A 14,691-nucleotide genomic window follows, 5' to 3' on the forward strand; every position below is an offset into this window, starting at 1 on the left:
TAATTAAAATTTAGAAGTTTTATTATTTACCAAATTCATTAAATCTACATCATTACCTAATAAAACATCAGTTGGGTTGATACGACCTTTTTCTGGTCCGTTTTCTAATTTTAATACACCTCTAGGGCAAACAGCAGAACAAATGCCACATCCTACACAACTGGCGCGTACTATATTTTCACCTTTTTGAGCATAAGCGCGCACATCAATTCCTTGCTCGCAATAGGTTGAACAGTTTCCGCAAGAAATACACTGTCCTCCGTTGGTGGTAATTCTAAATCTAGATTTAAAGCGTTGGATGATACCCATGTAACCAGCTAATGGGCAACCAAAACGACACCAAACTCTATTACCCAGCATAGGATAAAAGCCAACCCCAATAACTCCAGAAAACATGGCGCCAATTAAAAATCCGTAAGGTTTGCTAAAGTAGTTGTAAATGCTTAATCCTAAGAATTCTCCGCTTCCTGTAAAGTAACCATAAAGAACTACTACGGTTACAATAAAAATAAAAACCATGACACTGTGAATTAACCAGCGTTCTAGTTTCCAAGCTGATAATTTTTTTGATGATAAATGCCTAAAAGGATCTCCGGCAGTTTCTGCTAAACCACCACAACCACATATCCATGAGCAGTACCAGCGTTTTCCAACAAAATAGGTGATAATTGGTGTAAAAACCAAAAACATAAAAATACCTACAACCAAATAGAACATGCCTAAAGTGCCTCCGTTTAGCATATTATCTAGGTGCCAAGATTCAAAAAAATAGTAGTTTAAAGGCCACATGTTTTTAATGTCTTTGGCAAAATATGGGGTTTCAGAATTTAAGCCTTCTAAAATTTCAGGAATTAAATAAGCCAAGAATAATTGCGAGATAATTACAACTGTTGTGCGTATTAGTTGGTATTGGTTATGACGGTATTTATACATGAATTTGATGCCTAAAGCCAAAATGGCTAAGGTGTATAAAGTACCGTATACAAACCATTGGCTTGCTGGTTGCTCTTTAAAAAACATGCTTATACTATCAAACATAACAATGAGTCCTGAATTAGGTTCGCCATTTATTCCTAATCCTAAAAATTTTGGAAACCAGTATAATAGCACATAGAATAATGTTAGGATAATTCCAACGGACCATCCTAATACACTACGATTGGTTAGCGATTTAAACCAAACATGGTTGTTTTTTATTCCTGAAGGTTGTTTTAAATAGGTTCTTCTGGCATAAACTGTTGTGCCTATTAAAATAAATCCTATAGACACTAAAACAAAAATATTTTTGGGTTCTAAATGAACATTAAGAGTGGCTAATACAAGTATTAATAAACCACTTATTCCTAACCATAAACCTAATTTTTGAATATTATCTAAGGTTACTTTATGAGGGTTTGATATTGCAAAACTTGAATGCTTATCCATATTTACTTCAGTTTGTTAGGTTAAAAATACGTTTCCAACTTTTCTTTTTTAAATGTATGTTAGTACCATGTTCGTTATTGAATTTAGCTACTATTTCGGGTTCATGAAGTTTATAGAATTCTGGGTCAAAATTGGCATCAGCTAAATGTTCTAAAACATAATTTACAGTTCTTTTTTCTGTTAATGCTTTATCAAAATACTCATGCCGCATTCTAATTCCTAAACAATTTATACCAATAAATTCTTTAGTGTTTTTATCAAAGCTTATATGAATGCATTTTTTTTCACTTTCATGCTGCCAATAAAATCGAGCTTCATTTTCTTTAGGTTCTGCCCAAATCCAACCGTAAGTTTGATACTCAATATCAAAAAATTTGGCAGAGTTAAACCAGTGCCCTGGTTTGTATGGTATTCTATTTTTGCAAATGGTTTGTGCCACAGTTTCTCCCATCATTCTTCCTGTGTACCAAACGGCTTCTATGGGTCTTCTGTTTCCTATTGCTTCATGTTGTTCTGCACAATCACCAATAGCATATACATCTGGGATGTTAGTTTCTAAGTATCTATTAACTTTTACACCGTGATTGGTTTCAATTTCAGAATCTTTAATGAAATCAATATTAGGAGAAACACCAGCAGTTAATCCAACCACATTGCATGGAATTTCTTCTCCGGTTTCAGCAATGACAATAGATTTAACCTTTCCGTTTTCATCGGGTTTTATTTCTTTTAGATTAACCCCTAAACGCAAATCAATCCCATTGCTAATAATTTCTTTGTTTATCATTTCAGATTCCTGTTTGGGCAAAACTTTGTTCCAAAAGCTGCTTTCTCTTACTAAAAAAGTAACAGGAATATGTCTGGAATGAAGCATTTCAGCTAATTCAATTCCAATTAAACCACCACCAACAATTACGGCTCTCTTGCAAACGTTGTTATTAGGGGCAAATTTTTCAAGACTTTCTAAATCTTGTTTGTGGTACATGCCCATAACACCATCTAAATCTTGCCCAGGCCACCCAAATTTATTGGGTTTGCTACCTGTAGCTATTATTAGTTTATCATACTGTAAGGTGTCATTATTTATAAAGTGAAGCGTTTTTTGTTTAGTGTCTACCCTTGTAACGTACCCTTTTTTTAATTCAATTCTGTTTTTTTTCCAAAACCAATTTTCATAGGGTTGGGTATGTTCAAATTTCATATGCCCCATATATACATACATAAGGGCAGTACGAGAAAAGAAATAATCTGTTTCGGCAGAAATAATAGTGATTTTTTTATCAGATAATTTACGTATGTGTCTAGCTGCTGTTACACCAGAAATTCCGTTTCCAATAATGACAATATGCTCCATTTTTGTTGAATTATGAGAATTGAGTCGGAACTAAAGATAAGAACTTAATGCAGCGTTTTAATTTAGAATGGCTTCAAATTACTCTTTATTTGTAAGGTGTTTACGTTTATTAAGACGCTAATTTTTTTTTCGGGTTTTGTAAGTTAGCTAACATTTTGTTCGACTTACCAGTTGTTACTTTGTCAAAAAAATAAATTTCAAAACATGAAAAAAATACTAATTATAGCACTATTAACTTTTGGTTTAAAAGGAACAGCACAAACAGCCAATAGCTTTTTTGAAAGTGCCAATACATTTTTTAAAACCTATGTAACTAATGGCAAAGTTGCTTATGATAAAATACATAAAAACCCTGAAGATTTAAATAAAATTATAGCATTAGCACAGGCAGTAAACGTATCAAAAAACAATGCAAATATGTATCAAGCATTTTGGATTAACGCTTATAATCTTTCAGTAATAAAAGGTATAATAGATAATTTTCCAACCAATTCGCCATTAGCAAATGCTGGTTTTTTTGATAAAGTTAAACACAATATTGGCGGAAAAAATATAACGCTAAATGATATAGAGCACAAATTATTACGTGACCAATTTAATGATGCTCGTTTTCATTTTGTATTAGTTTGTGGTGCCATTGGTTGCCCGCCATTAATTAGTGAAGCGTATTTGCCTTCTACGTTAAATACACAAATGGATACGCAAACAAAGAAAGCTATGAATGGTGATTTTTTAATGGTGAATATTAAAAAGAAACGTGTAGAGGTATCACAAATAATGGAGTGGTACAAAGAAGATTTTACTATGAATGGCACTACTGAAATAGACTTTATAAATAAGTACAGAACCGAAAAAATACCAGCTAATTTCAAAATAAAATACGTTGAGTATAACTGGCAACTTAATAAACAATAATCAAAAAAAATAATTATACATACACATGAAAAAACTAATAACCATAGTATTTGTGGCTTTAGCATTTACTGCTTTTTCACAAGAAGAAAACCAAGAAAATAAGGGTAGCGTTATACAAACTTACACACCATCAAAACTTTTAAAAAAGGGACAATGGGATATTAAGTGGTTTAATAATTTATACACCCAAACTAAAGAAGCCGATGAAAATGGTGATGTTACCAAAAACCTTAGCAGAGAAACCTATTTTACTTCAACTTTAGATGCATTTACAGGCGTTTCAAAAAACAGTAAACTTAACGTAGGTGTTATTTTAGAGTTTCGTTCAAATGTAGTGGGTGATAGAAGTGCACTTGATGTTTTTAAGTTTGATGGTGAACGTGGAACCGCTCGTTCTGGTTTAACATCTATTGCGCCGGCAATAAAATTTAATCCGTTAAAAAATGTGTCAAACTTCACTATTCAAACAGCATTACACATTCCTTTAGTAGGTAATGAAACTGAAGATGGTGTGTTTTTTGACCAAAAAGGATTCATTTTTCAAAATAGATTCTTTTACGATTATACCTTTGGAAGTGGCGATTGGCAAATTTTTTCAGAATTAAACACAGAGTTTAACTTTGGAAAAGAAGATGTATACACTCCAAATTTTTCAACCTCTTTAGAAGGTAGTTTTGCAAACAACAGTTTACGTTTAACACCGGGTGTATTTTTAAGTTATTTTCCTAGTAATAAATTTACAGTTTTAGCATTGGCACAACACTCACAGTTGCTAGATTTAGGTAATGATTTCTCTCAAGATTTTACGGCCGTTGGTGGTGGTGCAAAATACCAATTAACCAATGTTTTAAATATAGAAGCACTTTACACCAACTTTGTAAGAGGTAAAAGCTCTGGGTTAGGGCAAACGTTTAATATAGGTTTAAGAGCCTTGTTTTAGGGATTAATTAATAGTACTTTAGGAGCTGTATATTTTTAAAATGAAAACATATAAGCTCCTAATTTTATTGCTGTTGCTACAATCTTGCACAGCACAAGTTGAAAAAATAAATGGTGTTAGTTTTGTGGCATCTAGAAATGCTCTGAATGAAACACATGTAAATCCGGTTGTAAAACTAAATGCTAATTATGCGGCTGTAATGCCTTTTGGCTTTGTAAAAAGTTTAAACAGTACAACGTTAACCTATAATACCAATAGGCAATGGTTTGGTGAAACCGCAAAAGGTGTAAAACAATATGTTGAAACACTACAAAAACACCATATAAAAATAATGATAAAACCTCAAATTTGGGTTTGGCATGGTGAGTTTACGGGGTTTATTAAAATGACTTCGGAAGAAAATTGGAAGGCTTTTGAAACATCATATTCAAAATTTATTTTAGAATACGCCGCTTTAGCTGAAGAGGTAAATGCCGATATTTTTTGTATTGGAACAGAATTAGAAACATTTATAAAAAACAGGCCTAACTTTTGGTTTCAACTTATAAAAAAAATTAAAACGGTTTACAAAGGAAAATTAACCTATGCAGCCAATTGGGATGAGTTTAAACGCACACCGTTTTGGGGTGAATTAGATTTTATAGGTATTGATGCTTATTTTCCTGTAAGCGATGTTAAAACGCCAACTTTTGAAGATGCTTTGAAAGGTTGGAATAACCATTTGCCAGAAATTATAGCAAAGCAAAAGGTATTTAATAAACCTGTTTTATTTACAGAGTTTGGTTACCGAAGCGTAGATTTTTCAGGTAGAGAACCATGGAAAAGTGAACGAAGCATACAAGGCGTTAATTTAGAGGCACAAGTAAATGCCACAAAAGCACTTTTTGAAACTTTTTGGCATAAAGAGTGGTTTGCAGGTGGTTTTGTTTGGAAATGGTTTGTAAACCATGAGCAAGTTGGCGGAGCGCAAAACCATATGTTTACACCGCAAAACAAACCTGCAGAAAAATTAATAAGTACATATTTTAAAAAATTCGAATGAAAAAAATAGCATACATAATTTTAGTGTTGTTTATGGTAAGCTGTTATAGTGATGATAACGTCCCTTTAGTTGCAGATGAAGAAGCTATACTTTCAACATTCATTGCAAATAAAAAATTTATTAAAGATAATGTTATTGCTTGTGCCGCTAGTGATGAGGTTTCCGCAGGATTAATTAATGTGTATTTTTATCCTGAAGCTGGTGCTAAAGATTTTAAATTATACCAATCGGATGGTACTGATGGTAACGATTTTTCAAAATACCAATTTGTAAAAGCGGTAGCGCAACCCTTTATTGATGGTACATTGCAGCAATTTAAAGTACGCTCTAAAGTAAATTGGTTTGTGGTGGTTTATATGGTTGATGATACTGTTAAAATTTCAACGCCTATACGTTCAAAAGTGTTTTCGCAGCCAACAGTTTGGAATAATGCTGTAACTATAAATCAAGAGCAAATGGAAATGCCTCAATTTAATTGGCCTATTGCTGATGAAAGCCTAAATGCTATATTTTTTCAGGTTGTAACTACACAAAATTCTGAATTCCTTTCCGGAACTTACACCCACGAAAATAAATTTCAATATTATAAATTAAATAATGTAGTTTTGAATGTAACTAACGGAACACCACCAAACTTAGTGTCAAATAACACCTATAATTTTATTGTAATGGATGTAAGTTTAGATAATTGGGTAAACACGGTGAGTAGTTCATCTTTTGTAGCAAATTAATGAGGTGTTTTCTTGTATTATGCGTATTGTTTTTTTGTGCTAAAATTAGCGCACAAGGACATGTTAATAATGTAACAATACAAGGTAATAAAAGGCTTAAAGCAGCTTTTGTTAAAAAGATAAGCACAGTTAAAGCTGGTGGAGTGTTAGATTCTTTACAGCTAAACCAAGATACGGAGTTTTTAAAAAGATTGCCATCAGTATCACACGCCTATTATCAGGTTTTTAAAACTGAAACAGGTAATTATAATGTTGTTTTTAATATTGAAGAAAGCTTCACTTTAATACCTTCACCCAGTATTTATACTACAAATAATGGCGAATTTGCCTTTAGAATAGGGCTTACAGAGTTTAATTTATTCGGTCAAAATATTGGTTTAGGAGCTTTTTATCAGCATGATATTTATGATTCTTATGCTATAAATTTTAGAGCCCCATTTTTATTCTCAAATAAATTAGGCTTAGCTATAAATTTACAAGATTTAACAACTTTAGAGCCTGTATTTTTTAATAACAGTTCTGCAGATTATAGGTATAATAATGAGTCTGTTGAGGTTTTAGGGCTTTATAAAATTAATTTTAAAAACAGGATTGAGTTTGGTGCAACCTATTTTAGTGAAGATTATGATTACGTTGCTGGTGTAACAAGTAGTACGGTACCACAAAGCTTAGAAGTAAATAAATGGTTAGCAAAGTTAATTTATGAATACAATAATTTAAGCTATCATTACCAATATGTTTCTGGGTTTAGAAGTTTGTTTAACTTTCAGTACGTTACAGCAACCAATAGTGAACTGCCTAATTTTTTTATTACTTGGAATGACTTTTTCTATTTTAAACGCGTAGGCAAAAAAGGCAATTGGGCAAACAGAATGCGCGTTGGCTTATCACAAAATGATAATACACCTTTTGCACCTTTTTCAGTAGATAATAATATAAACATTAGAGGTGTTGGTAACACCATTGATAGAGGTACAGGCGCTATAGTTTTTAATACAGAATATCGGCATACTTTAATTGATAAAAAAAATGTGGCCCTACAAAGTAATATATTTGTAGATAGTGGTACATGGCGTAACCCAGGCGGTGCATTAAGTGATTTTACAAACAGTGATAATGTTAAAGTATATTCTGGGTTAGGGCTCAGGTTTATTCATAAAAAAATATTTAATGCGGTTTTTAGAATAGACTATGGTTTTGGGCTCACCCAAAATGCTTCACAAGGGCTTGTGTTTGGTATTGGTCAATATTTTTAATTAAATCTTAACTTTAAAAAAGCATTGTTTTTTATAATTCTGCTATAGTTTTGCAGAAAAGTATTATAAAATGGCACGCATTATTGCAATAGGAGATATTCACGGAGGTTTACAGGCTTTAATTCAGGTATTAAATAAAATAGAAATAAAAGAAGAGGACACCCTTATTTTTGTAGGCGATTATGTTGATGGTTGGAGTGAGTCTGCCCAAGTTATTCAGTTTTTAATAGAGTTATCTAAAAAAATAAATTGTGTTTTTATAAAAGGAAACCATGATATATGGGCAGAAGAATGGTTAAGAAGCGGAGAGGTGCCTCCAACTTGGTATATTCATGGTGGTAAAGAAACCATAGAGAGTTATGAAGGTTTTTCAGAAGAAGATAAAACCAAGCATTTGGAGTTTTTTGAAAAAATGAAAAGCTACTACATTGATGATGAAAATAGGTTGTTTTTGCATGCAGGCTTTACCTCAATGCATGGTGTTGAAAAGGAAGTGTTTAAACAAACCTTGCATTTTGATAGAACCCTTTGGGAAATGGCTTTAACTATGGATAAAGAAATTCATGAAAACTCAGAATTATACCCTAAGCGATTAAAACATTATAAAGAAATTTATATTGGTCATACACCTACTACTAATTTTAATTCAGATGTTCCAATGCAAGCCATTAATGTTTGGAATATTGATACGGGAGCAGCTTTTAAAGGTAAAGTATCTGCTATAGATATTGATACAAAAGAGTTTTGGCAAAGTGATAATTTACCAGATTTGTACCCCAATGAAACGGGTAGGAATAAATAAAATCACTCAATACTTTTAAAATCTTTAATAGCTTTGTTAGGTTCAATAACATTGTAGCTTTCCCAAAATTTAGGATCGTAATCAGGTAAATATGTAGGGCTTACATTTGGTTTTTCCTTAAATGCTTTAAAATCAGCATCAGTAATGATTTTATTTTCAAAAACTACCAATTCTTTTTTAGTGGTGTTAGACATTACAAAATGAAGCTCTGTAGATAATTCATTTTGTTTTCTTCTACCTTTTACATGTTTGTTTTTCTCAATAATTTTTAAGGGGCGTTTTACACCAAAGTTTATGTTATTTATAGCTTCTGCATACTTAAGAGAATAGGTTTCTGTGCTGTTTTTTTCATAAATTAGTGTGCCTTTGTGTAACTTTTCTTGGTATGAAATTCCTAGCAATTTAAAATTTTTAAGCAGATTTACGTTTTCATAATCTACCCGTATTATGGCAAAATCTTCTGTGTTTACATAAACAGTACCTTTATAATCTGCACTTCGCTTAGGTTTAAAACTAATTTTATAAACAAAAGCATCTCCAATAAAAAGGTAGTCTAAAATTTCAAAAAGGTATTTTTTAGGTTTCTCTAGAAAGTTTAAATGAGAATCTTTAAAAATAAAACTCCCTTTTTTTAAACTAGCAATAGTTTGTTTTCTGTGGTTTAAAAAATCTTTTTTTCTGGCTGTTTCTTTCTTTTTTTGTTCAGCAATAAAAGCATCGGTTTTTTCTCTTTCATTTTGTTTTTTAGAGTCTGCACTATCAAATAGAGTAGAATCTATTGCTTCTTTAGTGCCAAAAATGCCCGATTTTATTTTGAAATAAGAGTCGCGTTTTACGTGCTTTTTAAAAATAGTATTAAAACGCTCTTCTAAACCATCAAAAGATACTTCTAAATTTTTGTCATAAAGATGAGAAGCTTTTATAATGTCTAGTTTATGAGAGTTTTCATTACTTAGATTAGAATAAAAATTGCCTAAAATTTCAATATGATCAGAGGCGTTTTTAGGCATGATTTTCATAACACTGTCCATAAACGCTTGGTTAAATTCAGGAATAGAAGACTCTTTTACTCTTATGTTGTTTTTAGAGATGTTGTTAAAGTTAGATTCTCTAAAAAAGAGCTTACTTTTACTAATATTGAAGTTGTAATTCTTACTTAAATTTTCGTGGGCTTTTTCAATAATTTCTAGCGGTGTGTATTTTTTGTTAGATACTAAAACTTCATCTAACTCTATAGATTGTGGTTGTAAAAACACAATACTATCAGAAAATTTTTGAGCAGCAATAGATTTAGATTTATAGCCCATACAGCTTATAACTAAAGAGTCTTTCTTCTTAAGGTGCTTTTTAAAATGAATTTGAAATATCCCGTTACTGTTTGAAATAACGCCAGATTGTTTTCCAAAACTAATATTGGCGTACGGAATTGGTTTTTGAGTTGTAGAGTCTAATAATTTAGCACTTATTGATTGTTGAGCAAACGAAGTTGTTATGGTGATTAGGCAAACAATTCTAGTAATTATATGTTTCATGTTTTTTGATTTTGTAATGAAAATAAGGCATTACAAAAACTAGACCGCTTAATTAACATTTTGTTACATGCTTTTTTGCTATTTTTTAACAGCTACATGTTTTAAATAATAGTTGTTTAAAGTTTCGGCACTGGCACCAAGCCACTTTTTTAAATGAATATTTAGGTAATGATATTGCAAGCGCCAAATGCCTGTTTTGTTGTAGCGTCTTGCTGATGTTGTAAGCCATTTTTGTATAACAACAAATTGTTTTTGTTGGTAAAGTTTAAAAATAAAGTCATTATCTTCATAAATAACGAAGCGCTCATTGAAACCGCCAATGATATTAAAAAGTTTTTTAGTTACAAACAAACTTTGGTCGCCACCACGGGCACTTTTCCATGAGAATTGCGTAAGCCATCCAGCAAATTTTAACCACCAATGTTGGCTGTTAAATTTCATTTTAAAACAACCAGCCTTGTTACCTTTTTTAACTTCATTAATAATAAGTTTATCAAAATTTTTAGGCGGAAATGAATCGGCATGTAAAAAATATAAAATAGAGCCCTTTGCATGTTTAGCACCCATATTCATTTGTTTGGCACGTCCTTTTTGTGAAGTTAAAAATTTTATATTATTGTGCTTTGTTTTGTTTTGTAATAGCGTGTCTATTATGTGGCTTACAAGGTGTTTTGTTTTGTCTGTACTGCCACCATCAACCACTAATATTTCTTTAATATTTTCTTCGGAAGCATTTTGAAGCAGGTGTTTTAACAATTTTTCAATAAAAGCTTCCTCATTTAAAGTTGGTATAATTATAGATAGTTGATGATTCACTTAAATTACAATTTTTTGAGCGCTTGAAATAAGTTTAGCATGGTACAAGTCATTCATTTAAATTCCAGTTATAATCTAAAAAACTTTTTTTGGCATTAGCAGAAATTTGTACGGTTGAGTATGTGTTTAAAAAGTCTATTAAAGTGCCGTTGGTTTTAAAATCTTTTGAAAACCACTGAAATATTTTTGAAATTTTAATTCTGTCTTTTGAAATAATATTTTTTGAAGTATCTGATAAAAACTCCTTTGTAGCGTTGGTTAATTGTGTGTCTAAGCTTTCAGGGGTAAAAGCTTTATTTTGTAATTTGGGACATGATATTGAAGCGCAATTTATAGCAAAGTGAATTCTAGGTTCATTCATTTTACGTAAAATTTTATGTTCAATTTCATCAAGATTAAACCATTTATCACCTAATTTCCAAAGGCGCTTTTTCCAAGGGTCTTTTATATTTTTAATGCTAGTAATAGGGTAATTACGTAAAATTAAATCAACCGTAAAAGCATTGTAAGCGTTTATCCAAAAAGCAAGTTTTTCTTCTTTTGAAAGTGTATTGAAACTTTCATGCTTATACATTAAATCTAAAGCGCGTAAATAATCATAAAAATCTTTTTGGTCTTTTAGAAAACCTTTGTAATTAACATTACCGTTTTTTGAAACATGCTTTTGTAAAAGTTTATTCCATAAAAAATGCGTGTTAAAAATACGTTTGGTTAAAACTTGATTGAATGGGGTTGCTGTACTATTTAAATTAACACGATTTTGAATGTTTTCTGAAACGCTATCATGCTGCTTAGCTATGTGTATTGAAGTTTTATTAGTTTTTTTTGTAGTTATAGATTGCATTTTAGGTTTACAATGAAACAAGTAAACTAAACAACAAAGCAGAGTGAAAAAATGAATCATAGTTAGTTTTTTAACAGCAGCCACCACCATCATAATGGTAGGTAGATTCACTAATAAAAATATCATTTCTACCAAGTGCAGCTAGGTTAGTAGCTGTTTTATCGCAAATAGCTAAAGGTTGATTTTTTAGTAAAATATGGCCAGCATTATCATTAAAGAAATCTTCATTTCCAAAATAAATAGCGGCTTTTCCTGTAAATACACATGGACCATCGGCAGGCATAGGGTCTTTTATGGCAGCAACTTCAATAGATTCAATGTAAATTAATTCGTTGGTGTCATATTCTTCAGGACTTAATATTCTGTAAGGTTTTCTAGCTCTAATTTCAATAGTACCAAAACCAGCATTGGTTAACATTTTTACATATTCTTTAATAGGTAAGCTTCCGCTAAGGCAAAGGGCTCTTAGGCGGTCGTCATTACGTAAATTATCATTCATTGGCTGCTCACAAGTTGGATCGCTCATAACTAAGCGTCCGTGAGGTTTTAAAACACGATACATTTCGGCAATAGCTTTTTTTAAATCGTTTTCTTTAAAAATATTGAATAGGCAATTTTGTGCCGCAACATCAATACTATTTTCTTCAACTGGTAAGTTAAGAGCATCGCCTTTACGTAAATCTACAAACTCACTTTTAAACCAAGGGTTAAGCGCTTCGGCTTCAATAAAATTTTTACGTGAAGCTTCTAACATTTCATCAACTACATCAACACCAATTACACCGCCTTTTTCTCTGTTAAAATATGAGAATTGTAGTAGTTCCATACCACCACCTACACCTACATATAGCATTTTAGGGTTGTTTGATAAATCGCGCGCATGCACTGTAGAGCCACAGCCGTAATTCATTTCTTGCATGATTTTAGGAATTTTTAATCCTGGTAATTCCCAAATAGGATTGGTGGTACAACACAGACCAACATCAGGAGTTAGTGCAGCTTCTTTATATACATCGTGAGTGGTTTCTAGATAGTTGCTCATTTTTTCTAAGTTTTTCAGTTTCTGTGATTAGTTTTCAGTTTCAGAATGATTGAGTACTGCGACTGCCTACTGCAAACTTTTAATTAATTCTTTAAATAAAGTAATCATATTTGGTTCGGCTTTATTGGCCATAGCAATGATGTCTTCAATGTTTACTGGTTCTAGGTTATCTGGGTCGCATTCATCTGTTAAAACTGACACAGCAGCTACTTTTAATTTTAAATGATTAGCAACTATAATTTCTGGTACTGTGCTCATGCCTACAGCATCTGCACCAATAATTTTAAGCATACGGTATTCTGCTTTGGTTTCTAATTGTGGGCCAACAACCGATGCGTACACGCCTTTGTGTAAAGTAATGTTATTGGTTTTAGCAATGGCTTCAAATTTTGAGTTAATTTCAGCGTCATAAGGAGCACTCATATCTGTAAATCGTTCGCCCAATAATTCAACGCCTTTAAAAGCTAAAGGAGAGTTTCCTAATAAGTTAATGTGATCTTCAATTAACATTAATTCTCCTTTTTTAAAGTTAGGGTTTATGGCACCAGCAGCGTTTGAAACTAGTAGTGTTTTTATGCCTAGTTTTTCCATAATACGAACAGGGTATGTTACATCTTGTAGGGTGTAACCTTCGTATAAATGAAACCGCCCTTGCATAACAATTACTTTTTTACCTTCTAAAATACCATAAATAAGTTTTCCTTTATGAAATTCTACTGTGGCGGTTGGAAAGTTAGGAATGTGGTTGTAACTAGCTTGGGTTATAATTTCAATGTCATTAATAAGTTGTCCTAAACCTGTACCTAAAATAATACCCACTTCTGGGGTTTCAAATCCTTTGTTTTTTAAATAATCAACGGTTTCTTCAATATATTTAATCATGAGAATTTTTAATTTTTTCTTGTAATAATTTGTTTGATTTATAAAAGCTTGAGTTTTTTAAATCATCAAATGTATCTATATCATTTAATGTATCTAAATTACTAAATGTTATGTTATTTTCTGTTAATTGATTTAATGTTTTGGTTAATAAATTTGGTTGGCTCCAAGGTTTATTTTCAAAAACCATTTTATGCATATTACGCATGCCAATTAGGTAATAACCACCATCAATAGCGGGTCCAAAAACAAGGTCTTTTTTGTTTAAAATAGAAAACCCTTTTTTAATGTGTTTAGCACTTATGTCTGGCAAATCTGAGCCAATTAAAATAATGCGGTTGTACCCATCATTAAAACCATCATTAAAAGCATTTTTCATACGTTCTCCAAGGTTATTCCCGTTTTGGATGTATTTGTTGTGGTTTGTCCATTCAGTCTCAACAACACAATTAGAAAAATAAATTCGTTTGTCAATTTTTAAGTTTTTTAGAGCTTTCTCTGTAATTTTAACCAGTTCTTTGTAAACTAGAAAAGCTGCTTCATTTCCAATGGTTTTAGCTAAACGGGTCTTTACTTTGCCTGGAATTGCATTTTTTACAAAAACGATAACCAAATTTTTAGTCATATACTTTTTCTCCTTGTTTTAACCATTTACCCCATTCTTTTGAAAATGCATGAATTTTATTGGTTTCAAAACCTTTAGAATTGTAAATAGGATTTCCATTGTTTTTCCATTCAAAAATACCGCCAAACAGATTAAATACATTAGTGTAGCCTGCTTTTTTAAGTTTTAGTGCTATGTTTTCAGAACGAATTCCTAATGAACAATACACTACAATTTTTGAATCTTTATTTGTGATTTTTTGGCGGGTAGAATCTATATTAAAGAAATTATAACCTACTAAAATAGCATCTTTTAAATGACTAACGGCGTATTCATTTTCTTCTCTAGCATCTAAAAAAATAATATTTGTGGGATTTAATTGTAATTCTTCAACATAGATGTATGGTATGTTTTCAGAATTATGTTTTTTGAGTAATTTGGCAAGTTTCTTTTGTGAAAACCCAAAAACTGAACTGAAAATGAATAGGATTAAAATATTTTTTTGCATA

The 14,691-nt window shown here is 31.5% G+C and carries 15 protein-coding genes; 6 read left to right on the forward strand and 9 right to left on the reverse strand.

Going from position 1 to position 14,691, the window contains the following annotated elements:
* Window positions 1-3: 3 nt before the first annotated feature.
* Window positions 4-1,425 (reverse strand): 4Fe-4S binding protein, encoded by a 1,422-nt coding sequence (locus BWZ22_RS09040; protein WP_076699481.1) that lies wholly within the window; start codon window positions 1,423-1,425, stop codon window positions 4-6.
* Window positions 1,426-1,432: 7 nt separating this feature from the next.
* Entirely contained in the window at window positions 1,433-2,779 is a 1,347-nt protein-coding gene (locus BWZ22_RS09045) for an NAD(P)/FAD-dependent oxidoreductase (protein WP_076699483.1), read from the reverse strand.
* A 204-nt stretch (window positions 2,780-2,983) separates the two neighbouring features.
* On the opposite strand from BWZ22_RS09045, the gene BWZ22_RS09050 reads away from it, so the two are divergent.
* From BWZ22_RS09050 to BWZ22_RS09075, 6 genes are all read left to right on the forward strand, one after another.
* A complete protein-coding gene (locus BWZ22_RS09050; RefSeq protein ID WP_076699486.1) occupies window positions 2,984-3,694 on the forward strand; it encodes a DUF547 domain-containing protein in 711 nt (236 codons plus the stop codon).
* A gap of 25 nt (window positions 3,695-3,719) precedes the next feature.
* Window positions 3,720-4,634, forward strand: a complete 915-nt coding sequence (locus BWZ22_RS09055; protein ID WP_076699487.1) for a hypothetical protein — start codon at window positions 3,720-3,722, stop codon at window positions 4,632-4,634.
* 40 nt (window positions 4,635-4,674) lie between these two features.
* The gene (locus BWZ22_RS09060) at window positions 4,675-5,676 is read left to right on the forward strand and encodes a glycoside hydrolase TIM-barrel-like domain-containing protein (protein WP_076699489.1); all 1,002 of its coding nucleotides are present in this window, start codon (window positions 4,675-4,677) and stop codon (window positions 5,674-5,676) included.
* Window positions 5,673-6,407, forward strand: coding sequence for a hypothetical protein (locus BWZ22_RS09065; protein ID WP_076699490.1), 735 nt, complete (start codon window positions 5,673-5,675; stop codon window positions 6,405-6,407). Before BWZ22_RS09060 ends, BWZ22_RS09065 begins: the two co-directional genes overlap by 4 nt.
* Window positions 6,407-7,663, forward strand: a complete 1,257-nt coding sequence (locus tag BWZ22_RS09070) for a POTRA domain-containing protein (protein ID WP_076699492.1) — start codon at window positions 6,407-6,409, stop codon at window positions 7,661-7,663. The genes BWZ22_RS09065 and BWZ22_RS09070 overlap by 1 nt, the downstream gene beginning before the upstream one ends.
* 70 nt (window positions 7,664-7,733) lie before the next feature.
* Window positions 7,734-8,465: a metallophosphoesterase family protein gene (locus BWZ22_RS09075; protein ID WP_076699494.1), complete on the forward strand. Its 732-nt coding sequence runs from the start codon at window positions 7,734-7,736 to the stop codon at window positions 8,463-8,465.
* A gap of 2 nt (window positions 8,466-8,467) precedes the next feature.
* Here BWZ22_RS09075 and BWZ22_RS09080 read toward each other — a convergent pair whose 3' ends face one another.
* The 7 genes from BWZ22_RS09080 to BWZ22_RS09110 all read right to left on the reverse strand — a co-directional run bounded on the left by BWZ22_RS09080 (window position 8,468) and on the right by BWZ22_RS09110 (window position 14,690).
* On the reverse strand, window positions 8,468-9,997 hold the full coding sequence (locus BWZ22_RS09080) for a carboxypeptidase-like regulatory domain-containing protein (RefSeq protein WP_076699498.1): 1,530 nt from the start codon (window positions 9,995-9,997) through the stop codon (window positions 8,468-8,470).
* 78 nt (window positions 9,998-10,075) lie between these two features.
* Window positions 10,076-10,813, reverse strand: a complete 738-nt coding sequence (locus tag BWZ22_RS09085) for a TIGR04283 family arsenosugar biosynthesis glycosyltransferase (RefSeq protein ID WP_076699499.1) — start codon at window positions 10,811-10,813, stop codon at window positions 10,076-10,078.
* Window positions 10,814-10,862: 49 nt separating this feature from the next.
* Window positions 10,863-11,657, reverse strand: a complete 795-nt coding sequence (locus BWZ22_RS09090; RefSeq protein WP_083692253.1) for a DUF547 domain-containing protein — start codon at window positions 11,655-11,657, stop codon at window positions 10,863-10,865.
* Window positions 11,658-11,727: 70 nt separating this feature from the next.
* Window positions 11,728-12,699 (reverse strand): arsenosugar biosynthesis arsenite methyltransferase ArsM, encoded by a 972-nt coding sequence (gene arsM, locus BWZ22_RS09095; RefSeq protein WP_076699500.1) that lies wholly within the window; start codon window positions 12,697-12,699, stop codon window positions 11,728-11,730.
* A 66-nt stretch (window positions 12,700-12,765) separates the two neighbouring features.
* Entirely contained in the window at window positions 12,766-13,581 is an 816-nt protein-coding gene (locus tag BWZ22_RS09100) for a purine-nucleoside phosphorylase (RefSeq protein ID WP_076699501.1), read from the reverse strand.
* Complete coding sequence (locus BWZ22_RS09105; protein ID WP_076699502.1) at window positions 13,574-14,203, reverse strand: TIGR04282 family arsenosugar biosynthesis glycosyltransferase; 630 nt, start codon at window positions 14,201-14,203, stop codon at window positions 13,574-13,576. Before BWZ22_RS09105 ends, BWZ22_RS09100 begins: the two co-directional genes overlap by 8 nt.
* On the reverse strand, window positions 14,196-14,690 hold the full coding sequence (locus tag BWZ22_RS09110; RefSeq protein WP_076699503.1) for a rhodanese-like domain-containing protein: 495 nt from the start codon (window positions 14,688-14,690) through the stop codon (window positions 14,196-14,198). Before BWZ22_RS09110 ends, BWZ22_RS09105 begins: the two co-directional genes overlap by 8 nt.
* Between the last annotated feature and the right edge of the window lies 1 nt (window position 14,691).

It is taken from the genome of Seonamhaeicola sp. S2-3 (assembly GCF_001971785.1).
Lineage (GTDB): Bacteria > Bacteroidota > Bacteroidia > Flavobacteriales > Flavobacteriaceae > Seonamhaeicola.

Coding starts and splice junctions, on each gene's coding strand:
- BWZ22_RS09040 (WP_076699481.1), bottom strand. CDS start 1,425: ATGGATAAGCATTCAAGTTTTGCAATATCAAACCCTCATAAAGTAACC.
- BWZ22_RS09045 (WP_076699483.1), bottom strand. CDS start 2,779: ATGGAGCATATTGTCATTATTGGAAACGGAATTTCTGGTGTAACAGCA.
- BWZ22_RS09050 (WP_076699486.1), top strand. CDS start 2,984: ATGAAAAAAATACTAATTATAGCACTATTAACTTTTGGTTTAAAAGGA.
- BWZ22_RS09055 (WP_076699487.1), top strand. CDS start 3,720: ATGAAAAAACTAATAACCATAGTATTTGTGGCTTTAGCATTTACTGCT.
- BWZ22_RS09060 (WP_076699489.1), top strand. CDS start 4,675: ATGAAAACATATAAGCTCCTAATTTTATTGCTGTTGCTACAATCTTGC.
- BWZ22_RS09065 (WP_076699490.1), top strand. CDS start 5,673: ATGAAAAAAATAGCATACATAATTTTAGTGTTGTTTATGGTAAGCTGT.
- BWZ22_RS09070 (WP_076699492.1), top strand. CDS start 6,407: ATGAGGTGTTTTCTTGTATTATGCGTATTGTTTTTTTGTGCTAAAATT.
- BWZ22_RS09075 (WP_076699494.1), top strand. CDS start 7,734: ATGGCACGCATTATTGCAATAGGAGATATTCACGGAGGTTTACAGGCT.
- BWZ22_RS09080 (WP_076699498.1), bottom strand. CDS start 9,997: ATGAAACATATAATTACTAGAATTGTTTGCCTAATCACCATAACAACT.
- BWZ22_RS09090 (WP_083692253.1), bottom strand. CDS start 11,657: ATGCAATCTATAACTACAAAAAAAACTAATAAAACTTCAATACACATA.
- arsM (WP_076699500.1), bottom strand. CDS start 12,699: ATGAGCAACTATCTAGAAACCACTCACGATGTATATAAAGAAGCTGCA.
- BWZ22_RS09100 (WP_076699501.1), bottom strand. CDS start 13,581: ATGATTAAATATATTGAAGAAACCGTTGATTATTTAAAAAACAAAGGA.
- BWZ22_RS09105 (WP_076699502.1), bottom strand. CDS start 14,203: ATGACTAAAAATTTGGTTATCGTTTTTGTAAAAAATGCAATTCCAGGC.
- BWZ22_RS09110 (WP_076699503.1), bottom strand. CDS start 14,690: ATGCAAAAAAATATTTTAATCCTATTCATTTTCAGTTCAGTTTTTGGG.